We start from the raw sequence: 20,647 nt of genomic DNA, 5'->3' as shown, positions 1-20,647 counted from the left end.
CTGCCCTGCCCGCACGATGCCTTGGCACTGGCCAAGGGAATGCGGCTGAGCAAGGACACTCCGCCGTCCTGGCGGACGTGGCTGCTGCTGGACGCGGCCCGAGCGCACACGGACACAGGCGATGCCGCCGGAGCAGTGAAGGCGCTGGAATCCCTGCGCCGAGTGGCACCGACGTGGATGCAGCATCACACGTTGGCCGTAGCCATCGTGCGCGACCTGTGGGCCCCCAACCGCCCGTCGGGACTGCGGCCGTTGGCGGAGTTCCTGGGGGGTCCTGCTGCTCACCGTAGCCCGCCCCACCGGGCACCCCGGCTACGGCGCGACCCTGCCGCGTGAACCGGGGAGCGCGGCCACCGCCCGGCGTCTGGTGCACGTCGCCTCCGGATCACGGTCACCCGGCCCGAGGCGGTGTGGGTGCGTATCGGTGTCGTGGACAAGTCGAAGAAATTCCCGATGCCCCGGGCGAGCGCGGAGGACGAGGGCGGGCGCGGCCTGGCGCTCGTGGAGGCGGGACGCCGACTGGCGGGGCATCGTCGCGGATGTACGCGGTGGAGCCACGTGGGTGCTGCGGCCGGACATGGGCGTGTTTTCGTGGAGTGTCCTGGGGCACCGTTTGTGGTCGGTGGCCAACTCGTCGAACTCCTGCTGTGCGGGGCTCGTTACCGACGTTCCTCGGCGAGGGCGGCGAGGGTTTCGTCCAGACGAAGAAACCAGCTACGCGGCCGGGACGCCGAAGGCGTCACCAGCGTGGCGGACACTCCGCGGAAGACGGCCCGGGAAGACCTCGCCGGCCACCACGACCCGGACCGGGCGAGACGCCGGGGCCCTCCCGAGGGCCCCGGCGTACGGGATCATCACGGGACCGGCGGTGCCGGGCCCCGCTGCCCTACTCGTTCAGCGACAGCCCCAGCAACGCCGTGTCCTGCGGGATGTCGTGGGTCTGGTTGCGGTCGAAGGGAAGGTCCCACTCCCTGGAACCGGTCTTCAGGTGCAGCGAGCCACGGTTGTTCGCGGTGTGCACCTGGCGAAGTTCACCGCCGTCGTGGTTGTCGGCCCGGCCCGATCCGCTCCAGCAGATGCTCTGGTCCGGGGCGTCGTCGTTGATGGTGTCGAAGTCGAGGACCAGCGACCCGGCCGGCGCGGCGGTGCAGTAGAACCAGCGGTCGGGCGAGGCGGCGGACCGGTCCGAGGCGCCGGCCGATGACGCGGCCGCTCCCAGGCAGCCGACGGCGGCAACGACGGTCAGGGCAGCGGATACCTTGCGGCGAATGGTAGAAGCCATGGGTGTTCTCCCCGTATCGGTGTGGTGCTCCACGGGGGCATCACGAACAGCCGTGAAGCGCGCGCCGGCGCGCGCTGACGGCTCAAGGAGTCCCCCCGTTCACGTGTGCGGCGTTGATCGGCGCCGCATGCACAAGCCTGCCGCCGTCCCCCGCGAAGGGAAAGGACACCCTGATAGGTGTTCAGCCCGTATCGATAGATGTTCCCGTATCGGTGCGGGTCAGGACCGTGTACCCCCGCTTACCGGACCGGCGGTTACGGAGACCGCGCCCCTATTGGGACCGGTGGCGGTCAAGGATCGTCCGCGTGATGTTCCGTATCAAGGTGATGTCAGGGCGATCGCGGTTCTTCGCGAACCATGAGAGGGCCATCGTGCAGGGCGGCGCGTCCGGCACATCCAGGTAGCGAATACCCGGGCGCGGATAGAATTCGCGGGCCGAGGCAGGCAGGAAACCGATGGCCTGACCACGGGCGACCAGGTGCAGCACGCCCTCGACATCCACCGCCAACGGGCCGAAACGGATGGGCTTTCCGTCAGGACGGGGGTTGATGGCCCAGAAGTCCCGCCACACACGGGGGGACTCAGGCGGCATGGTGACGAAGGCGTGATCGGAGATCTGAGCAAGGGAGATCCGCTCATGGGCGGCCAGCGGATCATCGGCCGGAAGACAGACGACGCGGGGTTCCTCGGTCAGGTGCAGGGTCTGGATGCCCGGGGGCGCGGGTGGGCGCAGGAACGCCACGTCCACCTCACCGCGGGCGAGGGCTTCGTACTGGTTGACGAAGTTGAGGCTGCGCATCTCGATCGCCAGACCGGGGTGGTGCGCATGCAGTTCCTCAAGGAGATCCCTCGTGTGGGGCATCGCGGGCTCGGCCGTGAGGGTGCCGATGACGATGCGGCCGGATACCTGACGTGCCCGCACTTCGGCGAAGTGACGCAGGTCTGCCATGGCCTCCGTGACGGCACGCGCCTGGGGAAGAAGCGCCTGCCCCGAAGCGGTGAGATCCACGGCGCGACTGGTGCGCTCGACCAGTTGAAGGCCGAGCCGCCGTTCCAGCACACGTATCTGCTGGCTGAAGGCGGGCTGTGACATGAACAGTCGCGCGGCGGCCCGTCCGAAATGCAGCTCCTCCGCCAACACGATGAACAGCCGGAGTTGATGGACGCTGGGCTCGGAGAGCCCTTTCGGCTCACTGGGTGAGGGGTCGCCGTCATCGCTGCCTGCGGCCATAGGTAAGAAGCTATCAAAGGGAAACGTGTCCACGAGGGCGGGCACCGAGGTGATCGTGCCCGAGATGGCGGGCCGGGCCATGGGGCCGGCTCGCCGCGTATTGCCTTAATCCTTCGCGGGCACAGTCCACTCAGCGATCATCTAGCCGCCCATGAAGCCGTGAACGCCATCGACACGGCCCTGACCAAAGCCGACCGTGACACCACCCGCCGGCGCCGACCACCTGGCTGCGACCACGCCGCGACCACGCCCACGACCATCACAACCCGCCCAAAGTCCTCTACACCCCTGCCCGCGACCTGACTTCACCGACTGCGTCCCGACCTCAAGGCACGCGTGCCACCACCATGCGACCACCACGCCGGAAAACACGGAAAAGGCCGCCCCCGCATCTCTGCGGAAACGGCCTCCGAACTGCTAAAACGCTGGTCGGGACGACAGGATTTGAACCTGCGACCCCTTGCCCCCCCCAGTCAGCTCAACGCTCCCACCACCACGTACGCGCTCCTCTCCCCCGTCCGCAGAGGCATTCCGTTCCGCGGGAACGGACCAGCGTCAGGGAACAGGCTGTAGGAGACAACCACTGTCACTCTGCCGACAGCACGCCGGACTCATGGGCGAGGATTGCGGCTTGGACGCGGTTGGCGCAGTCCAACTTGGCCAGGATGTTCCGACGTGCGTCTTGACCGTGCCCTCCCCCAAGTAAAGCCTTCTGCCTGCCTCGGCGTTGGACAGCCCGAGGCCGACCAGTACGAGGACCTCCCGCTCGCGTGCCGTCAGCACGTCCACCAGACGCCGCGCCCTGGCGGTCCGCCTGGCATTCGTGATCACGTAGTCCTCGATGAGGCTGCGGGTGATACGCGGGGAGAGGATCGCCTCGCCGCCCCGCGGCAACGCGTACCGCCTGCCGTGGACAACGCCGTCGGTGGGTCAGTTCGCCAGCGCGTAGAAGTGCATCGGTGAGTTCGGCTCGAAGCCGATCCGCGGGTACACGGGTGCCCCGGCGGCGGTCGCGTGCAGAGTGGCGCGGGTCAGGCCGGTGGCGCGGGCGCCCTCATACAGCGCCTTGCGCGTCACCGCCTCGCCGTACCCCCGACGCTGCGCGTCCGGATCGGTGGCGACGAGCACGACGAACAGGCGGCCCTGCGCCCCGACCGTCGCGGCGCAGGCGACCGGGACACCGTCCCGCAGGGCCAGGTAGGCGTACACCTCCTTCTTCCACAACGTGGAGCCGACGATGCCGTCGCGGCCTTCCTCGAGGGGAAAGCCGTAGGCGCGCGAGTTGATGTCCGCGTAGGCCCGCAGCTGTTCGTCGGTGGTCACCCGCTCGAACGTCAGGTCCAGGTGGTGCGGCTCGGGGATCGGCAGCAGGTCGCCCGCCATGCCGGTACCGGGAAAGGCGTAGACCAGGCCCGCGCGCTGTGCCGCCTCGCCCAGTGCCGCGCGCGCGTCGTCCGCGAGTAAGTCCTCGAAGAGCCACAGGAAGCCCGGCTGCTTCTTGGACCGCATGATGTCCGCCGCTTGCCCCAGACGCTGGTCGAGGAGCGCCGCGTCCGCTCCGACGTCGGTCAGTGTCACCGCGTTCCAGAAGGCGAAGCGGCAGTCGGCCCAGCGGACGGCGACACCAGGAAGATCCCGTACGTCCGCCTCCTCGTCCCGGTCGAGCACCATGGCGCGCCAGACCGTGGAGAGCTGCTCCACCGATTCGACCGCGGCCGTCAGATCTGTCACCGCAAACCCCTCACATTGTCGTGTGTGCAATGCCCTTCGTCCTATACAACGCTGCCCATCGGCCGGAGGTTCGGATTCCGCCGTGGCGCATCGCGGCAACGGGGGGCCGAGGTGACGTCCGAGGACGCCTTCGCGTGGCGCGGAGCCGTTGCGAGCAGTCCCGGGCTCCCGCTCGGACCGCCCCCACGGCGGGGCGAACGGTGAGCCCCGCCGGGGAACCATCGGGCGCCTGGCATGGCGGCGTAGGCTCGTCGAGTAGCCAGACACCGTGTTCCCCGCCGAGCCCGCCGCGCAGTCGAACGCGCCGCCCCTTCGGCCTGTTCGCCTACACCGTGGTCACCACCTCGTACGCGCTGCCCGGCCACCAGCCCGTTGACACCACGACCACGAACGCCACTTCTCCCACGGCCTGTTCGCCAGACGTGACCAGTCCGAAGGGGTGGGAGCTCTCCTGAAAAGGCCTCCCCGTCCTTCAATCCGGGATAGACGTCGACGGAGTGGAGCCAGGATCATCCTGGCTCCACTCCGTGGTGCGGGTGTGTCACTGGAACTGTGCGAAGAACCTCCAGATCTCTGCTTTGGTCCAGGTGGCGACGCCGCTTTCGCCGGGAGAGCCGTCGACCGGACCGGGTATGTGGCCTCCGTCGAACGCGGCCCATTGGACCGGGTATCCGGCACGGCAGCCCGAGTAGGTGGTGGTGATGTGCGTTCGACTGCCCGGCGCGGGCTCGCGCGGGCCCTGGGGGGTGCAGCCGTTGTTGCTGACGAATCTGTCGCGCAGGGACCGTCCTTGCGCGATGTTGAGGACGGAGTCGCTGACGCCGTGGATTCCGAAGTAGGCGATGGGTTGGGTGCCGCCGCTGCACCCGCTGATCTGAGCGCCGGAGATGACCGCGACGGCCCTGAAGACGTTCGCCCGGCTGCATGCGAGTGCGTAGCTCATACCGCCGCCCCAGCTGAATCCCGTGGCGAAACGCTGTGCCGGGTTGACACAGAGGCCGCCCTCGATTCGCCGGATCATGTCGTCGACGAAGGTGACGTCCTCACCGCCCGAATTGGCCCAGCCGTTGCCGAGGCCCTGGGGGGCGACGAGGATCGCGCTGTTGTTGGACTGTTCCTGTTGGCCGTAGTAGGACCAGGCGTTCCCGCTCGTGCCGCCCGAGGCGACGTCGCCGGCGGTTCCGCCCCGCCAGTGGAACGCGAAGATCAGCCGGTAGCGGTGGCTGTTGTCGTAGTTGGCGGGAACCCTGAGGATGAAGCTGCGGCTCTTGCCGCCGCTCTGAATCGTGTGCGTGCCGCTCGCCAGAGTCGGGGCGCTGCCGCATCCGCCGCCGCCACCGGACGACAGCTTGATCATCTGCCATTGCTGGTTGGCGCCGCCCCAGTCGGAGTACTGGACGACGTTGCCGCCGTCGGCGGTGGAGGCGCCCTGCACCTCCACCGCCTTGCTGCTGGTGCGGTTGATCAGCCGGACGTGGCCCGCGTCGGAGTCGGCCAGGCGGAACTGCTGGTTGGCCCCGTTGTGGTCGGCCCACTGCTGGATCGCGGCACCGTCCGCGGTCGAGGCGCCGGCCACGTCGAGAACCTTGTCCGAATGCCGGGCCTTGAGGCGGTAGAAGCCGCCGCCGGAGTCCACGAACTGCCACTGCTGGTTGGCTCCGTCGTTGCGCGTCCACTGGCTGACCCGCGCGCCGTCGGCGGTGGACGTGTCGGAGACGTCCAGCGCCTTGCCGCTGTTGCGATTGACCAGGACGTACCAGGCATTGGTGTCCACCGTCGCCGCCTCGGCGGGCGCCGGGTTCACCACGGCGAGCATGCCGATCGCGAGGGTCGCCGCCACCACGGCGGCGACCCGGGACCACCAGCGATGTCTGCGTGGAGGGGCGGGGGAAGCCGCACCGTAGGTCTTCATCGATTCACCCTTTCGTTTGTGGCAGGTCCCCTCAGGTGCGGGTCCAGCGTTGGTTGCTGCCGTTCGAGCAGGAGTAGAGCTGGATCAGGGTGCCGTTGGCGGTGCTGCCTGAGACGGCGTCGAGGCAGAGGCCGGACTGGACGCCGACGATGGATCCGTCGGAGTTGAGACGCCATTTCTGGTTGTCGGCGCCCCAGCAGCTGTAGATCTGGACTTTGGTGCCGTTGCCGGTGCCGCCGGCGTCCAGGCACTTGTTGCCGTAGACCCTGAGCTCACCGGCGGCGGTGTACGTCCACTGCTGGTTGGTGCCGTTGTTGCAGTCCCACAGGTGGAGCTGGGTGCCGTCGGTGGTGCTGCTGCTGGGCACGTCCAGGCAGCGGCCCGACCCGACGCCCTTGATCTGTCCGGAATCCGAAGGGGGCGTGGAGGTACCGCCGTTGAGTGCGTTGAGGACGGCGGTGTAGGCGGGTTTCTTGCTGCCGTCGCCGTTGAACAGCAGCGGCGTGTGCTCCGGTCGCCAGGAGTCGGTGTCGCGCACACCCCAGACGGTGATGCCGAGGCAGCGCGGGACGGCCAGGCAGTCGTTGGTCACGTTGGCGTAGGTGGTGGCCGGGGCGCCCTGGATGTCGAGTTCGGTGATGGCCACGTCGACGCCGAGGGCGGCGAAGTTCTGCAGGGTGGTGCGGAAGTTGCTGTTGTAGGGGCTGCCGCTGTTGAAGTGCGACTGGAAGCCGACGCAGTCGATCGGCACGCCGCGCTGCTTGAAGTCTCGGACCATGGCGTACATGGCCTGGGTCTTGGCCCAGGTCCAGTTCTCGACGTTGTAGTCGTTGTAGCAGAGCTTGGCGGCCGGATCGGCGGCGCGCGCGGTGCGGAAGGCGACCTCGATCCAGTCGTTGCCGGTGCGTTGCAGGTTGGAGTCGCGCCGGGCTCCCGAACTGCCGTCGGCGAAGGCCTCGTTCACGACGTCCCACTGGGCGATTTTGCCCTTGTAGTGGGCCATCACGCCGTTGATGTGGTTGATCATCGCCTGGCGCAGCGTGCTGCCGCTGAGGCTCTGCATCCAGCCTGGCTGCTGGGAGTGCCAGGCCAGGGTGTGGCCGCGCACCTGCTTGCCGTTCTGCACCGCCCAGTTGTAGACACGGTCACCGGCGGTGAAGTTGAACTGGCCCCGCTGCGGTTCGGTGGCGTCGATCTTCATCTCGTTCTCGGCCGTCACCGAGTTGAACTCACGGCCCGCGATCGTCGTGTACGCCGAGTCGCCCAGCCTGCCCGAGGCGATGGCGGTGCCGAAGTAGCGGCCGCTCTGCGCCGCCGCGGCGCCGAGCGTGTTCTCGGCGGCGTGTGCGGTCGGCGGCGCGACCAGTGCGGTGACCGCACCGAGGACGCCGACGACCAGCGCTAACAGCAGGCCGCGGATCTTCCGGCGGATAACGGGTCTGGGAAGGGCATACGAGCCCATGACTGTGCCTCCAAGGTAGAAATCACGGAAGGACTGAAGCGCAGGGGAATGCGTCGTCCGCTCCCACTCGGCAGACGGACGGGGCGGGCCGGACCCGGGCAGCACGGAATCACCGGACACCGCGGTCATGGGACCGGGACGATCTCAATCGGCACGGACGGCACCCGGTCGGCCGTCGGGTGACGTACGGCGGGCGGCGGCGGTGTTTCGACACAGGCATGGGGGCACTCCATCGCGGCTCAGCCGGGGGACCGCCACGCGGCGTCGCGTACCTCTCCAACTGCGCGAAGAGCCAGGATGCGCTGGTGCGAACCTCACCGGAACGAAACGGGGTGGCGCAGGTGCTCTGGTGCGCGGATCTGCCGTGCAGCTGTGCGTGGATCTGCCGTGCAGCACAGATCGCTCAGGGCCGACGCGGTTCGATATCTCGAACTACGGCTGGGTTCTCAGACAGGGATGATTGAGGCATTGACGATGGATCGCAATACTCCCCGCAGAAGAAGTTTCCGTTCCTCGCCCGAAATTTTCCGGAATCCCGACGAGCCGGACGGCGAACCCCCGGCGCCGCCGTCGACGGATGCCGTAGGACGGGGGCCAGGGCCGGGACGGTCGGCGCGACAGCTTGTCAAGCCCAAAGGGGAGGCGCTGTTTGTGGACAGATCGGCGACAGACCTTGACCAGAGGGCCCCACATTCCTAGCTTGTGGCGTCAAAGCTTCCGGGAATTCTCCGAAACGTTTCGAGATCGTCCCCGCCCCCGGCACGTCCGCCCCGCGGTTCATCGGGGTCACCTCACCCCTGCCCCCAAAGGAGTGCCCTCTGATGTGGTTTCGCCACCCGTCCCCGGTCCGTCCAAGACGCTTACTCGCCGTCCTTGCGCCCTTGCTGCTCGTGGCTACCTTCCTCGGTGCCCAGCCCGCCGGCGCGGCGACCGTGGACCCCAACGCCTCGTATGTGCTGGTCAACCGCAACAGCGGCAAGGTCCTGGATGTCTACAACATGGCGACCGACGACGGCGCCCGCATCACCCAGTGGACCAGGAACGATCAGAAGCAGCAGCAGTGGCAGTTCGTCGATTCCGGGGGCGGCTACTACCGCATCAAGTCCCGCCACTCGGGCAAGGTGCTGGACGTCCACAACTGGTCCACCGCGAACGGCGGCTCGATCGTCCAGTGGGCCGACCTGAACGGCACCAACCAGCAGTGGCGGCTGGCCGACAGCTCGGACGGCTACGTGAGGTTCATCTCGCGCCACAGCAACAAGGCCCTCGAAGTACAAGGCGCCTCCACCGCCGACAACGGGAACGTCGTCCAGTACGACGACTGGGGCGGCACCAACCAGCAGTGGCAGCTCGTCAAGGTCGGCGGCGACAACCCCGGCCCGTGCGATCTTCCGTCGACATACCGCTGGACATCAACGGGCGCGCTGGCGCAGCCCAAGCCGGGGTGGGTCTCGCTCAAGGACTTCACCGTCGTCCCCTACAACGGCAGGCAACTCGTCTATGCGACGACGCACGACACGGGGACGAGTTGGGGTTCGATGAACTTCGGCCTGTTCACCAATTGGTCGGAGATGGCCTCGGCCGGCCAGAACACGATGTCGGCTTCCACCGTCGCACCCACGCTCTTCTACTTCGCGCCGAAGAACATCTGGGTGCTCGCCTACCAGTGGGGCGGGACCGCCTTCTCCTACCGGACGTCGAGCGACCCCACCAACCCGAACGGCTGGTCATCCCAGCAGGTGCTCTTCTCCGGCAGCATCCCCGACTCCGGAACAGGACCCATCGACCAGACGCTCATCGGTGACGGGACGAACATGTACCTGTTCTTCGCCGGTGACAACGGCAAGATCTACCGGGCCAGTATGCCGATCGGGAACTTCCCGGGCAGCTTCGGCACGACCTCGACAGTGGTCATGAGCGATACGAGGAACAACCTGTTCGAAGCCCCGCAGGTCTACAAGCTACAGGGCCAGAACCGCTACCTCATGATCGTCGAGGCGATCGGCTCGCAGGGCCGCTACTTCCGCTCGTTCACGGCCACCAGTTTGAACGGCTCATGGACACCCCAGGCCGCGACCGAGAGCAATCCCTTCGCCGGCAAGGCCAACAGTGGCGCCACCTGGACCAACGACATCAGCCATGGCGAACTGATCCGCACCAGCCCCGATCAGACCATGACCGTCGATCCCTGCAATCTGCAGTTGCTCTACCAGGGGCGCAGCCCCAACTCCGGCGGCGACTACGGCCTCCTGCCCTACCGTCCGGGTCTGCTGACACTGCGGCGCTGACGGCGTGACACGAGTCCGGCTCCGGTATGGAGCCGGCGTGGCGGGCTCGGCGGAAGGCCGAGCCCGCCCGGGTCGGGAGGCGACGCCCATGGCGCGCTCGGGCCGGCCCATGTACCGCGCGGTGTTGACGACCTGGCTCTCCAGCGCGCGGACCGCCCCAGGCGATGCGGTTTCCCGACGCCTGCATGATGACGTCGTGGGAGGCGACCCAGCTCGCCCGGCGCGGCTGGTGAAGGGAATCCGTGCCTGACGAGTGGCGGGTTTGTCCTACGCCGATCACAAAGTTGGTTGATCTTTGAGTGCCCAGGTGGTGGGCCTGGACAAGTCCAGGGAGGACAGTGACCTCCCCGGTCCGCACCGATGCGAGTTCTCACCCAACACGTCGTCGCGGACCAGCCAGGAGGCCACCGTTGTCGGTGTCGCACGCCCCGGGAACCGATACCGACCCAGGCTTGTCCATGAGGACGCGCTCGATACGTGCCGTGGGCGCGGAAGAAGGCGGCTGCGGGGAAGATCCGCCAGGACTTGAGGCGGGCGGCGCCACGCTCGGCCGGGGCGCGGGTCCGGGCCGGCGCCCGGTTCACGGTCTGCTGGGTGGGAGTGAGGCCGTGGTGCGGCCGACGCTTGACGCCGGTGGTGACCGCCCACGGGCGGGTGGCGGGCACAAGGTGCTGCCCCCCTCCCACCTGGTCAACACGGGGACGTAGGCGAGCAGTCAGGCCCCATGGGCAAGGCCGTCCGGTGAACCAGGGTGCCCGGTATGCCCACCGAGGGGCGCGGTCAGACCTGCGCCTGGCCTCCGTCGACGAACCAGTCGACGCCGTTGACGAAGCTGGAAGCGTCCGAAGCCAGGAACGTCGCCACGGCGGCGATCTCATCCGGGCGGCCGATCCTGCCGAGCGGCACCTCCGAGGCGAGCTGGTGGTCCGGGCCTACGGCGCCGAGCAGGCCCGGGGTCTCGGTCGGGCCGGGGCTCAGCACGTTCACCCGGAACTTCCGTTCCTGCGCGCTGAGCGCCCAGCTGCGCACCAGGTTGCGCACCGCTGCCTTCGATGCGCCGTAGATTTCCAGGCTCGGTCCGGGGCGGAGGGCGTTGGTCGATCCTGTCACTACGATCGAGGCGCCGTCCGACAGCAGGGGCAGCGCCTTCTGTACGGTGAAGATCGTGCCCTTCACGTTCGTACCGAAGGTGGCGTCGATGGCTTCCTCTGTGATCTCACCGAGACGCTGAGGGACAGCGCTGCCGGCGTTGGCGACAAGCACGTCGATGCGGCCCGCCTCCTCGCGCACGACCGAGTAAAGGTCATCGAGGTCCGTCTGTACCGAAACGTCGGTCCTCACACCGGTGGCCGCCGGCCCGATCTCAGCGACGGCCGCGTCGAGCGGCTCCTGACGGCGACCGGCCAGGAACACCCGTGCCCCCTCCGCGGCGAACCGCTTGGCGATGGCAAGCCCAATGCCGCTGTTGGCTCCGGTGATCACCGCCACCTTGCCTGCGAGTACTTCCGTCATAACGCGCCCACTCCTCAATTCTTGACTGGTTCGTCCATAACGTTAAACCGTTATGGACGAACCAGTCAAGAATGGGTAAGCTGGCCCCATGGCACGACCTAGGAAGTTCGACGAGCAGCAGGTACTGGACACTGCCCGGGAGCGGTTCTGGTCGGGTGGGTACGCCGCCACGCGAATGGAAGACATTGCCGAGGCAACGGGGCTCGGCAAAGGCAGCCTGTACGGCGCGTTCGGCGGAAAGCAGGAACTGTTCCACCGCGTGTTCGACGATTACTGCGGCTCCGTCGTCGATGCTGTGAGCCGACAGCTGCGCGGCAACGATGCGGACGCCTACGCGCGGCTGTCCGCCCACGTGTACGCGGTGGCGGCGGCGACTGCCGCAGACACCGCCCACCGCGGATGTCTGTTGGCCAAGGGCGCCGCCGAGCTAGCCGAACACGACGAGACGGTGGCCAAGCGGGCGCGCGCGGCCATCGAGGCGCTGCACGCGCTACTGGAGGGCGACATCGCAGCCTGTCAGCGCAATGGCGATATCGCCGCGGACGCGGATCCGCGAAAGCTGGCTGCGCTGGTGCTCGCCGTACTGCGGGGCATTGAAGCGCTGGGCAAGGCCGGAGCGAGCGAGGAGACGCTGACCGATATAGCCCGGACAGCCCTTGCTGTACTGCCCCGCCCCGCTCACTGAGCTTCTTCAGTCCGGCCACCGATCGGGGGATGGCCGAGGGTGCGTGACAGACGAGGCCCCCGGGTTGTTGGTGGAGATGTCTGACGTCTCAACCAAGCAGCCCAGGGGCCTCGTTGAACATCTTGTGCCGTTCAGAAACCCATCGCGGCTTGTCAGGCCGCCTATCTGTACTCGTTGATCACGCCGCCGAGGACACGAGTCCGGCATAGCCATTACGCGGCGCTCCGAGATGGGGCATTACGTGGCATCAGCCCTGGGGAAATACGCCGCCGTTCACAGGGCCAGGCCGCTTGAGCCGGCTATAGCCAGTTCGGAGAGGGTGAGGGCCACAAAGCCGACTGCGAGCTCACCCAGGGACGGACGGGGGCGAGATACGAGGGCCTCTCACGGGTCACCGCGTCAGCCCTCGTCCCTCCTCACATGAAAATTGCGCGGTCCAGGCGGACAAGGTATTCCGCGTCCGGTTGCCTCATGTCGGCCCCGAAGCGTTCCTGGACCACGGCGAGCATGAGGTCGCGCCGCTTCGGTGATCGCGCCGCGTCGGCCGTCGCCAGTGCGTCCGGCAGCTCCTGACGGGTGAGATCCGTGCAGTAGGCGGGTGTGCCGGGCTGCTGCCGCCACGATTCCGCGAGCGGCCCCGCATCAAAGGCGTCGAACCCGGTGTCCTCAACGAGTGCCATTGCCAGGTCACGCTCTCGCGGACTGTCGGCCGCGACGGGGAGCGAGATGCGGTCCGCACTTCCCGCCGGCTTGTTCCTGTGCGCGAACGACTCGGATCCGATCGAGTTCCACGCCTTGACGATGGGCCGGCCCAGCTGCTCGGCAGCCCACACGCTCTCGGCCTGGCCGGCCTCGATCGCCGCGATTCCGTTGTCCCGATGCGGGAAGTAGTTCGACGTGTCGAGGACAACCGTGTCAGCCGGCACCTTGGCGATCAGTGGTGCGACCTGCGGAATGCGGTCGAAGGGAATGGAGAGGATCACGGCGTCGACGTCCACTACGGCTTCCGCCGCTGTCACCGCGCGTCCGCCCGAGGACAGCACGTCAGCCTCGATCGTCTCCGGGCCGCGCGAATTGGCCACCTTCACCTCGTGCCCGGCCGCGCTCAACCGCCTGGTCAACGTCTTGCCGATGTTCCCGGTGCCGAGAATGCCGATCTTCATGGTGAAACTCCTTGTCCGGAACGGAACCCCGGTTTCGGTGACCGGGGTTCCGGGGCTTGGTCCCTGCGGCGCGACCGGGGCTGCGGGCCGGCCGCGGACGCGGTGGTGTCAGTGGGTGATGACGACCTTGCCGAAGTGAGCGCAGCTCACCAGGTGGGATGCGGCGTCGAGGGCTTCCTCGAAGGGAAAGACGCGGTCGATCACCGGGTGCAGCTTGTGCGCTGAGATGACCCTGTTCATGTTCTCCAGGTCGCTCCTGCTGCCGCCGCCGATAGTGCGCAGGGTGGCGCCGCTGGCGGTGAATTCCAGGAGGTTGACGCCGGTCGTCTCGGGCGGTACGTCGCCGAAGAGTGAGACGTGGCCGACCTGCGAGATGACGCCGCGGTAGGCGACAGCCTTGATCGACTGCGCCGGCGTTCCCGCGCCGCCGATCTCCACGATGACGTCTGCGCCGTGGCCGTCGGTGAACTTGCGTACCTCGGCGCCCCAGTCCGGGGTGTCGACGTAAGTGATGACGTCGCTGGCGCCGAGTTCGCGCAGTCGCTCCGCCTTCTTCTCGCTGGAGGTCGTGGCGATCACGCGGGCGCCCGCGGCGCGGGCGAGCCGCAGGGCGAACAGCGAGACGCCGCCCGATCCCTGGACCAGCACGGTGTCGCCGGGGCCGACGCCTTCCAGTGCCGACCAGGCGGTGACGGTGGCGCAGGGCAGCGTCGCGGCCTCGGTGAAGTCCAGGATTCGGACATCCTGTAGCGGCGCATGGGTTTTCTCTTTCTGCGGTGGTGCCGCGTGCGGAGGCGCGGCAGTGGCGCCGGGGGTGTCAGTGGTGGGCGGAGCGGTTGATCTCTTGCCGCGCTCGGCGGCCTGCGCGTCACGCACGAACTGGTGCATGTCCGTGTGGCTGTTCAGGTTCGCACCCGGCAGCCGCCAGGCCCCGCGGCCCGGGCCCAGGCGCCGGATGGTCCTGCGGGCGGAGGAACTACTGCCTGTCGAGGACTCCGGGTGTGTCATGCAGGACCACGCTCCGCCGCAGCGGAACCCGCTCCGTGCGGAGCGTGTTCACCGGTGCCGCCGGGGCAGCCATGCCGAAGGAGATGCCGAACAGCAGCTTGAGTTCCGCGGGGACACCCAGGAACTCGCGGACGGTGTCGGCGTAGACGCCGAGTACGGTCTGCGGGATGCCGGCCAGCCCCCGGGCCGCCAGCGAGAGCAGGAAGTTCTGCGCGTACATGCCGATGTCGCCGGCCGTCCGTACCCCGTCGCCGAGGGCCGGCATGAACAGGAAGGCGGCATGGGGAGCACCGTAGAACTCCAGGTTCTCGCGGACCACCGCCCTCCGGCCGTCCCGGTCCGAGCGCTCGACGCCCCGGGCCCGGTAGACACTCGCGCCCAGGGCCTGCGACCGCTCGAGGTAGATGCCCTCCTCGCCGTAGCCATCGGTGAAATCCGGGGAGGTCCGTCCCTCCTCCTCGGCCCGGAGCAGCTCTTTGGCCAGGGCGTCCCGCGCCGCGCCCGAGACGACGTGCACCGTCCACGGCTGGGTGTTGCTGTTCGAGGGGGCCGTCTGTGCGTCCTCCAGCACGCCGCGGATGTCCGAAGGGGACAGGGCGGTGGGCAGGAACTGCCGGGGGGAGCGTCGGGAGCGTGCGATATCGGTGAAGGGTGATGCGGTGCCGGGCAAGGCGGTTCCTCTCCATGGCGCGCAGTCACCGCCACGGCGGCCGCGGCGCAGCGCAGTACGGCAGGCCATGCAACGAGGCAGTCGGCGTAAGGCCGGGTGCGGACGCACCCTGTGCGGGTACTGGCAGACGCGCGGATGCTCGCAGGCAGCGGCGTGCCGAGGCTGCGGGCTGCACCGCGGGGGACTGTGCGCTCTTCGTGTTCGTCTTTTGTGTTGGTGGCGTGCCGACGCTGCCGCCCTCGTGCCGTTGCGTGCACGGGAGCCGCGTCGGGTGGCTCAGCGGTGGGCGGCGCGGTTCATCTCGACGACGTCCTCCAGAGTGGCCGTGGCCGGGAGGGCGGCGAAACGTTCCGGCACGCTGTCGCGGATGCGGGCGTCCTTGACGCGGTCGGCCGCGGCCAGGGCCGCCGGCAGCTCGTCGAGGGTCAGCTCGGTGCAGTAAGCGGGGCCGTTCGGCTGCTGGCGCCAGGAGTCGGCCAGCGTGCCGGCGTCGTAGGGGTCGAAGCCGGTGTCGTCCACGAGCTGCATGGCCACACGCCGCGCCACCTCGGAGTCGCCGGCGACGGGGATGGCGATGCGGCCGGGCGTTCCGGCCGGAACGCCTTTGGTCCGCTGGGTTTCGGCCAGGGCGGCGTTCCACGCCTTGACCACGGGGCGCCCCAGCTGCTCGGCGTTCCACACGCTCTCGACCTCGCCGTTGTCCACGGCCTCGATCTGCCCACTGAGGTGCGGATAGTAGTTCGAGGTGTCGATGACCACCGTCTCGGCGGGGACCGAGGCGAACAGGCCGGCCAGCTTCCCCGCCACCCCGAAGGGGATGGCCAGGACGATGACGTCCCGGCCCTGGACGGCGTCGGCGAGCTCCGCCGCGCGGGCCCCGGACTCCAGTACCTCCGCCCGGACGGCCTCGGGGCCGCGGGCGTCGGCCACCTGGACGTCGTGACCGGCCGTGCTGAGCTTGGCAGCGAGGTTCCCGCCGATGGCACCGGCGCCTATGACAGTAATTTTCATAATTTGTCCCTTGGGAGGTCGTGCCGCCCCTGAGGGCAGCGCGATGTGATGACTGGGTGGTGGCGCCACCCGGCGTTGCGGGGGTCGGGGCGGGGTGCCTGACGTATTACGCCTGGGTGTCCCGCTGGCGGTAGCCGCTCGCGATGAGCATGCGGAGCCGGTCGAGCGACTCCTCCTCGGTACCGGTGCCCTTGATCCAGGCAACGGAACAGGCCGCGAGGAACAGGTCGTGCCCCCGCACCGACGCGCGCACGCGCCCCGCGCGCTGCGCGGCTCGCACGTACTGATCGGTGGCGGCGATGAGGATGTCGCAGGGAATCGTGAGCGGGTTGTCCGGCTCCTGCGCCCTGGCCGCGGCCATGAGCGGGTCCGGCAGCCCGCTGAAGGCGCTGAAGTACTCCTCCATCGCGCGCAGCCACTGTTCCAGCGCCTCGGCCGGGTCGCCGAGCTGATCGATGTCCGCCTGGCGGGCCACCAGCTCCTCGGAGCGCGTCTGCAGCACAGCCGCCAGCAGCGCCTCCCGGGTGGGGAAGTGCCGGTACAGGGTGCCGGGCCCGACGCCCGCCTCCTTGGCCACTGCCTCAAGGGAGGTGCCGACCCCGTGCTGCAGGAAGTGACGCTGCGCGGTCTCCAGGAGGGCAGCGCGGTTGCGCTGGACGTCCGCGCGGGGCTTGCGTCCCCGCTGTTCGCCGGCGCTCATGCGCCCTCCTGCCTGCCGTGATCCTGCGGCCGCATCAAAACGGATGCTGCCTCCGTACGCATTCGAGAGTAAAGCGGAGGCAGCATCCGGTCAAACCGGCGGCCCGATCACGGAGCCCGGACAGCGCAGGGGGCCGACATGTCTGGCCGCAAAGCGCAGGGCAAGAGCCGTGCGGAGGTGGGTGGGCGCGGTGCCGCGCTGCCGGTCCCGGCGACTTCCGGCGCCCTGGACCGTGGCCCGCATGCATCACCGGTGCCCCTGACAGGGTTAGGCACATAGGTCTCCACACCCCCGGCCCCCGGCGTCGGGCCCGGGATGGCTGAGCGCACCCTCTACTCCCCCGGAAGCCGCCGTGGCACAGGGCGTTGCACTTCAGGCTCGCAGAAATGAAGGCGCGGCCGGAGTTCGTCAAGGCGATGGACTACACCCGCACCATCAAGAAGGCCGTCCTCCCATCAACCGGTCATCTTCTGGTTCGCCGTTCGTTAACGGCACCCCCATAGAACCGCAGGTTCTCGCGGATGACTTCGCCGAACTCGACCCGCCTCCCGGCCGAGGACGTCAGGGGGTGAGCTGCCGGTGTCCGATGACCGAGAGCAGTTCGAGTTTGCTGTGGCTCTCCGTGCCGGGGCGAGTGGTCAGCACCACCAGAGTCTGGGCGCGGTTCTCGGTGAACAGGGCCTGGCCGTCGACATCGATGCGGCCGAGTTCGGGATGGAGGATGGTCTTGCAGTCGTCGTAGCGCTGAGCGACCTCCTGAAGTTCCCACATGCGGACGAACTCATGGCTGTGTTCCTGGAGTTCGGCGAGGATCTGGGCGGCTCGGGGGGTGTCGCTGCCGGCTTTCAGCGCGGCCCGCAGGCGCGCCGCCTGGGCACGGCCGTGGCGTTCGTGGGTCTCCTCGGGAAACACCAGACGCTCGGCCGGGTCCATGAACCAGCGGTAGAAGCCGCTGCGGGCCAGACCGGTGTGGCGGGTCTGGTCGCCGAGCAGCGCCACGGCCAAGGGGTTCATCGCGAGAGTGTCGACCAGGTCGGTCTGCACCAGGGCCGGGGAGTCGTCCAGGCGGTCCAGGACCCGCATCAGCGTCGGGCTGACATGTTCCGAGCGGTGGAAGCGGGCCGGGGCGTTATGGCCGATGAGGACGAAGAGATGGTCGCGTTCGTCCAGGGTCAGTCGCAGCGCCCGGGCGAGAGCCGTGGTGATCTGGACGGAGGGCTGCGGAGCACGCTGCTGTTCCAGCCGGGCGTAGTAGTCGGTGGACATACCCGCGAGCTGCGCGACCTCCTCGCGGCGCAGCCCCTGCGTACGCCTGCGCGGCCCCTCGACCAGCCCGACGTCGCGGGGGCGCAACGCCTTACGCCGGTGGCGCAGGAATTCCGCCAGCTCCTTCTTGTCCATGCCCCCATCCTCACCGCATCGCGCCCGACTATCCAGAGACCGCCGATCCATGGCTGAGCAGTCCTCTTCCGCCCGCGCGAAGCCGCTCATACGGCCGACGCCGAGGGCGCTCGCAGCGAGACGACCCGATGGTCACCTGACCTGCATGACCCGCTGGGAAATTCGCCGACTGTCGGCGGTGCGCCGCAGGCCGTCAACCTGGAAGACGGCCTGCGGCGATGGCCCCGTCGACGACGCCCAACGCTTTGGACCGGCCGCACTCGGGCCCGCGTGCTGTTGTTCCGCGTCGGTCATACAGGTCGGTCAGCTGCCGCTGATCATGGCGAGGACGTTGTCGTAGGAGCCGTTGGCCTCCGCGTCGCGGATGAACCTGGCGCGCTCGACGACAAGCTCCTTCGCGTCGGGCTTCTCGCGCAGCAGGTCGAGGATCTCGGTGAGGAAGTCGTCCAACGGCATGGCGCGGTCGTCGTCCTGCTGGCCCAGCAGGGTCGTGCGCACGCCCGGCGGGACCACCTCGATCACCTGGACACCGGCGTCAGCACCGGCGAGTTGGATGCGCAGGCTCTCGGAGAAGGAGTGCAGCGCTGCCTTGGTCGCAGCGTAGGTCGGGGTGCTCGGGAACGGTACGAACGCCAGCGCGGATGTGACGTTCATGACGACCGCGTCGTCCTTGCCCACCAGCAGCGGCAGGAAGGCGTACGTCATCCGGATCGTGCCGAGCAGGTTGACCGTGACGTGATCCTCGGCGACCGGGAGTCCGGCCGGGTCGAGGAGGTTCTCCCGCAGCATGATGCCGGCGTTGTTGACCAGGACGTTCAGCCCCGGGTGGCTCGCCGCCACGGTCTCACGGGCCCGGGCAATCGACTCGGGGTCCGCGACATCGAGAACGAGCGCGTCGATGCCCGGGTGCTCAGCCGTGATCTCGTCGAGGAGTTCCTTGCGCCGGCCGGCGACAATCACCCTGTTGCCGGCCTCGTGCAGGCGCAGGGCCAGGCCGAGCCCGATGCCCGAGGTGCCGCCAGTGATCAAGATCGTATTGCCGGTCATCTTCATGGGGGTCTCGCTCCTTCGTTGCGGCGGGCCGGTGAGCGCCCGCGGCCTCGACCGTAGGGGCGCCCGAGCAGGGGCGGGAGAGGAAGGTTTATCCATGGATCGGCGGTCTCTGCCTGGTGGAGTGGCCCACCCAGCGCCGCCGGTGGGTGACGTATATGCCGTCGAGGGGTGACCGCACTCAACGGGCACGGCTACTTGTCGGCGCCGACCTTGGCGGTGTCCCACTCGGCCTGCGGCGGCGTGGTGGTGCGGGAGTGCAGGACCTTGCGGGCCTGTTCGGTGTCGAAGTCGTTCTCCCACTTGCCGATCACGATGGTGGCGACGGCGTTGCCGAGGACGTTGATGAACACGCGGCCCTCGTTGAGGATGCGGTCGATGCCGACGATCAGGGAGAGGGCGGCGAGCGGGATGTGGCCGAGCGCGGTGACGCTGCTGGCGAGGACGATGAACGCGCCGCCCGCGATCCCGGCGGTGCCCTTGCTGGTGAGCATCATGACGCCGACCATGATCAGCTGCTGCTGCCAGGACAGGTCGATGCCCATGGCCTGGGCCAGGAAGAGGGAGGCCATCGTGAGGTAGACCGCGGAGCCGTCCAGGTTGAAGGAGAACCCGGAGGGGATGACGATGCCGACCACGGGCCGGCCGATGCCGAGGATCTCCAGTTTGCGTACCAGCTGGGGCAGGACGGCCTCGCTGGAACAGGTGCTGAGGGCGACGAGCAGTTCGGCCTTGAGGAAGCGCATGAGGCCGAACAGGCTCAGGCGGCAGGCCCGCATGATGGCGCCGAGGACGACCAGGACGTAGATGATGCAGGTCGCGGTGAACAGGATGATGAGGTAGGCGAGCTGTTTGAGGCTCTCGGCGCCGTAGGTGGCGACCACGGTGGCCAGGGCGCCGAAGGTGCCCAAGGGCGCGAGACGCATCACCCAGCCCACGATGCGGAAGACGACGTCCGACAGCGCCTTGATGCCGCGGGTCAGCGGTGCCCCTTCTTCGCCGGCCATGTTCAGGGCCACACCGAAGACGATCGAGACCATCAGCGCGGCCAGGATCGCATCCCCGGTGATCGCGCCCAGCAGGGAGGCGGGGATGAGGGAGGAGATGAAGCCGGTGAAGGTGGCGTGCTCGGTGGCGGTCTGGGGCACGTCGTCGGCGTTCAGTGACGAGGGGTCGACGTGCAGGCCGGAGCCGGGCTGGAAGATGTTGGCGACGACCAGCCCGATCAGCATGGACACCAGGGACAGCACCAGGAAGTAGCCGATCGCCTTCACACCGATCCGGCCCGCCTTGCGCAGGTTGTCCATGGAGGCGATGCCGGTGGTGACCACGCAGAAGACGACCGGGATCACGATCATCTTGACCAGCGCGATGAACCAGTCGTTGAGCGGCTTCAGGTCCTCACCCAGCCCGGGCACGAGGATGCCGACGGCGATGCCGAGGACGGCGGCCAGTACGACCTGGAACCACAGCTCCCATATGAGACGGCTCAGCCGTGACCGCTGCGGGCGGCCGGCGGTGGTGGTGCTTGTCATCGTTGG

17 protein-coding genes and 2 pseudogenes are annotated in these 20,647 nt (G+C 68.5%); 3 read left to right on the top strand and 16 right to left on the bottom strand.

All coding sequences use genetic code 11. From position 1 onward, the window contains the following. Positions 1–9 precede the first annotated feature (9 nt). Positions 10–336: pseudogene (locus EEJ42_RS53030) on the top strand (hypothetical protein); the annotation flags it as partial. A 550-nt stretch (positions 337–886) separates the two neighbouring features. On the opposite strand, the gene EEJ42_RS50315 reads toward EEJ42_RS53030, so the two are convergent. The 6 genes from EEJ42_RS50315 to EEJ42_RS21625 all read right to left on the bottom strand — a co-directional run bounded on the left by EEJ42_RS50315 (position 887) and on the right by EEJ42_RS21625 (position 7,618). Further along, complete coding sequence (locus tag EEJ42_RS50315) at positions 887–1,282, bottom strand: hypothetical protein (RefSeq protein ID WP_148082001.1); 396 nt, start codon at positions 1,280–1,282, stop codon at positions 887–889. A gap of 271 nt (positions 1,283–1,553) precedes the next feature. Next, complete coding sequence (locus EEJ42_RS21645; RefSeq protein WP_123102085.1) at positions 1,554–2,513, bottom strand: LysR family transcriptional regulator; 960 nt, start codon at positions 2,511–2,513, stop codon at positions 1,554–1,556. A gap of 555 nt (positions 2,514–3,068) precedes the next feature. Further along, entirely contained in the window at positions 3,069–3,296 is a 228-nt protein-coding gene (locus EEJ42_RS54700) for a response regulator transcription factor (RefSeq protein ID WP_425472938.1), read from the bottom strand. A 147-nt stretch (positions 3,297–3,443) separates the two neighbouring features. Next, on the bottom strand, positions 3,444–4,184 hold the full coding sequence (locus EEJ42_RS21635; protein WP_123102083.1) for a GNAT family N-acetyltransferase: 741 nt from the start codon (positions 4,182–4,184) through the stop codon (positions 3,444–3,446). 601 nt (positions 4,185–4,785) lie between these two features. Beyond that, positions 4,786–6,156 carry an RICIN domain-containing protein gene (locus tag EEJ42_RS21630; RefSeq protein ID WP_184503193.1) on the bottom strand — a complete coding sequence of 457 codons (1,371 nt, stop codon included), beginning with the start codon at positions 6,154–6,156 and terminating at the stop codon, positions 4,786–4,788. A 31-nt stretch (positions 6,157–6,187) separates the two neighbouring features. Further along, the gene (locus tag EEJ42_RS21625; protein ID WP_123101953.1) at positions 6,188–7,618 is read right to left on the bottom strand and encodes an endo-1,4-beta-xylanase; all 1,431 of its coding nucleotides are present in this window, start codon (positions 7,616–7,618) and stop codon (positions 6,188–6,190) included. Between the two features lie 821 nt (positions 7,619–8,439). Between EEJ42_RS21625 and EEJ42_RS21615 the strand changes: the two genes are divergently transcribed. Then, a complete protein-coding gene (locus tag EEJ42_RS21615) occupies positions 8,440–9,906 on the top strand; it encodes a non-reducing end alpha-L-arabinofuranosidase family hydrolase (RefSeq protein ID WP_123101951.1) in 1,467 nt (488 codons plus the stop codon). Positions 9,907–10,415: 509 nt separating this feature from the next. On the opposite strand, the pseudogene EEJ42_RS53025 reads toward EEJ42_RS21615, so the two are convergent. Together EEJ42_RS53025 and EEJ42_RS21600 are read right to left on the bottom strand one after the other, a co-directional pair. Next, positions 10,416–10,547 (bottom strand): annotated as a pseudogene (locus EEJ42_RS53025) (IS5/IS1182 family transposase); the annotation flags it as partial. A gap of 139 nt (positions 10,548–10,686) precedes the next feature. Then, positions 10,687–11,418, bottom strand: a complete 732-nt coding sequence (locus EEJ42_RS21600) for an SDR family NAD(P)-dependent oxidoreductase (RefSeq protein WP_123101949.1) — start codon at positions 11,416–11,418, stop codon at positions 10,687–10,689. Between the two features lie 88 nt (positions 11,419–11,506). On the opposite strand from EEJ42_RS21600, the gene EEJ42_RS21595 reads away from it, so the two are divergent. Next, the gene (locus EEJ42_RS21595) at positions 11,507–12,103 is read left to right on the top strand and encodes a TetR/AcrR family transcriptional regulator (protein WP_123101947.1); all 597 of its coding nucleotides are present in this window, start codon (positions 11,507–11,509) and stop codon (positions 12,101–12,103) included. Between the two features lie 416 nt (positions 12,104–12,519). Here the strand turns inward: EEJ42_RS21595 and EEJ42_RS21585 are convergent, their stop codons facing one another. The 8 genes from EEJ42_RS21585 to EEJ42_RS21550 form a co-directional block, all read right to left on the bottom strand. Next, positions 12,520–13,266, bottom strand: a complete 747-nt coding sequence (locus EEJ42_RS21585) for an NADPH-dependent F420 reductase (RefSeq protein WP_123101943.1) — start codon at positions 13,264–13,266, stop codon at positions 12,520–12,522. A 108-nt stretch (positions 13,267–13,374) separates the two neighbouring features. Continuing rightward, the gene (locus tag EEJ42_RS21580; RefSeq protein ID WP_246097103.1) at positions 13,375–14,154 is read right to left on the bottom strand and encodes a zinc-dependent alcohol dehydrogenase family protein; all 780 of its coding nucleotides are present in this window, start codon (positions 14,152–14,154) and stop codon (positions 13,375–13,377) included. A gap of 88 nt (positions 14,155–14,242) precedes the next feature. Continuing rightward, positions 14,243–14,944 carry a nitroreductase gene (locus EEJ42_RS21575; RefSeq protein WP_123101939.1) on the bottom strand — a complete coding sequence of 234 codons (702 nt, stop codon included), beginning with the start codon at positions 14,942–14,944 and terminating at the stop codon, positions 14,243–14,245. Positions 14,945–15,220: 276 nt separating this feature from the next. Then, positions 15,221–15,955 carry an NADPH-dependent F420 reductase gene (locus tag EEJ42_RS21570; protein WP_123101937.1) on the bottom strand — a complete coding sequence of 245 codons (735 nt, stop codon included), beginning with the start codon at positions 15,953–15,955 and terminating at the stop codon, positions 15,221–15,223. Between the two features lie 106 nt (positions 15,956–16,061). Continuing rightward, positions 16,062–16,655 carry a TetR/AcrR family transcriptional regulator gene (locus EEJ42_RS21565; protein WP_123101935.1) on the bottom strand — a complete coding sequence of 198 codons (594 nt, stop codon included), beginning with the start codon at positions 16,653–16,655 and terminating at the stop codon, positions 16,062–16,064. 561 nt (positions 16,656–17,216) lie between these two features. After that, positions 17,217–18,056 (bottom strand): helix-turn-helix transcriptional regulator, encoded by an 840-nt coding sequence (locus EEJ42_RS21560; RefSeq protein WP_123101933.1) that lies wholly within the window; start codon positions 18,054–18,056, stop codon positions 17,217–17,219. A gap of 303 nt (positions 18,057–18,359) precedes the next feature. Next, positions 18,360–19,109 carry an SDR family oxidoreductase gene (locus tag EEJ42_RS21555; protein WP_123101931.1) on the bottom strand — a complete coding sequence of 250 codons (750 nt, stop codon included), beginning with the start codon at positions 19,107–19,109 and terminating at the stop codon, positions 18,360–18,362. A 191-nt stretch (positions 19,110–19,300) separates the two neighbouring features. Next, on the bottom strand, positions 19,301–20,641 hold the full coding sequence (locus tag EEJ42_RS21550) for a cation:dicarboxylate symporter family transporter (protein ID WP_123101929.1): 1,341 nt from the start codon (positions 20,639–20,641) through the stop codon (positions 19,301–19,303). Between the last annotated feature and the right edge of the window lie 6 nt (positions 20,642–20,647).

The sequence above is a fragment of the Streptomyces botrytidirepellens genome (genome assembly GCF_003721215.1).
GTDB classification, from domain to species: Bacteria; Actinomycetota; Actinomycetes; order Streptomycetales; family Streptomycetaceae; genus Streptomyces; species Streptomyces himastatinicus.
Note: the sequence above shows the minus strand (reverse complement) of the source record. Positions and strands in the feature narration are given on the sequence as shown.

Bases quoted from the DNA above. Each gene is read 5' to 3' on its own strand.
- EEJ42_RS21550 (WP_123101929.1), bottom strand. From the start codon at position 20,641: ATGACAAGCACCACCACCGCCGGCCGCCCGCAGCGGTCACGGCTGAGC.
- EEJ42_RS21585 (WP_123101943.1), bottom strand. From the start codon at position 13,266: ATGAAGATCGGCATTCTCGGCACCGGGAACATCGGCAAGACGTTGACC.
- EEJ42_RS21560 (WP_123101933.1), bottom strand. From the start codon at position 18,056: ATGGACAAGAAGGAGCTGGCGGAATTCCTGCGCCACCGGCGTAAGGCG.
- EEJ42_RS21615 (WP_123101951.1), top strand. From the start codon at position 8,440: ATGTGGTTTCGCCACCCGTCCCCGGTCCGTCCAAGACGCTTACTCGCC.
- EEJ42_RS21555 (WP_123101931.1), bottom strand. From the start codon at position 19,109: ATGAAGATGACCGGCAATACGATCTTGATCACTGGCGGCACCTCGGGC.
- EEJ42_RS21600 (WP_123101949.1), bottom strand. From the start codon at position 11,418: ATGACGGAAGTACTCGCAGGCAAGGTGGCGGTGATCACCGGAGCCAAC.
- EEJ42_RS21645 (WP_123102085.1), bottom strand. From the start codon at position 2,513: ATGGCCGCAGGCAGCGATGACGGCGACCCCTCACCCAGTGAGCCGAAA.
- EEJ42_RS21580 (WP_246097103.1), bottom strand. From the start codon at position 14,154: ATGCACCAGTTCGTGCGTGACGCGCAGGCCGCCGAGCGCGGCAAGAGA.
- EEJ42_RS21635 (WP_123102083.1), bottom strand. From the start codon at position 4,184: ATGGTGCTCGACCGGGACGAGGAGGCGGACGTACGGGATCTTCCTGGT.
- EEJ42_RS21595 (WP_123101947.1), top strand. From the start codon at position 11,507: ATGGCACGACCTAGGAAGTTCGACGAGCAGCAGGTACTGGACACTGCC.
- EEJ42_RS21625 (WP_123101953.1), bottom strand. From the start codon at position 7,618: ATGGGCTCGTATGCCCTTCCCAGACCCGTTATCCGCCGGAAGATCCGC.
- EEJ42_RS21565 (WP_123101935.1), bottom strand. From the start codon at position 16,655: ATGAGCGCCGGCGAACAGCGGGGACGCAAGCCCCGCGCGGACGTCCAG.
- EEJ42_RS21570 (WP_123101937.1), bottom strand. From the start codon at position 15,955: ATGAAAATTACTGTCATAGGCGCCGGTGCCATCGGCGGGAACCTCGCT.
- EEJ42_RS50315 (WP_148082001.1), bottom strand. From the start codon at position 1,282: ATGGCTTCTACCATTCGCCGCAAGGTATCCGCTGCCCTGACCGTCGTT.
- EEJ42_RS21630 (WP_184503193.1), bottom strand. From the start codon at position 6,156: ATGAAGACCTACGGTGCGGCTTCCCCCGCCCCTCCACGCAGACATCGC.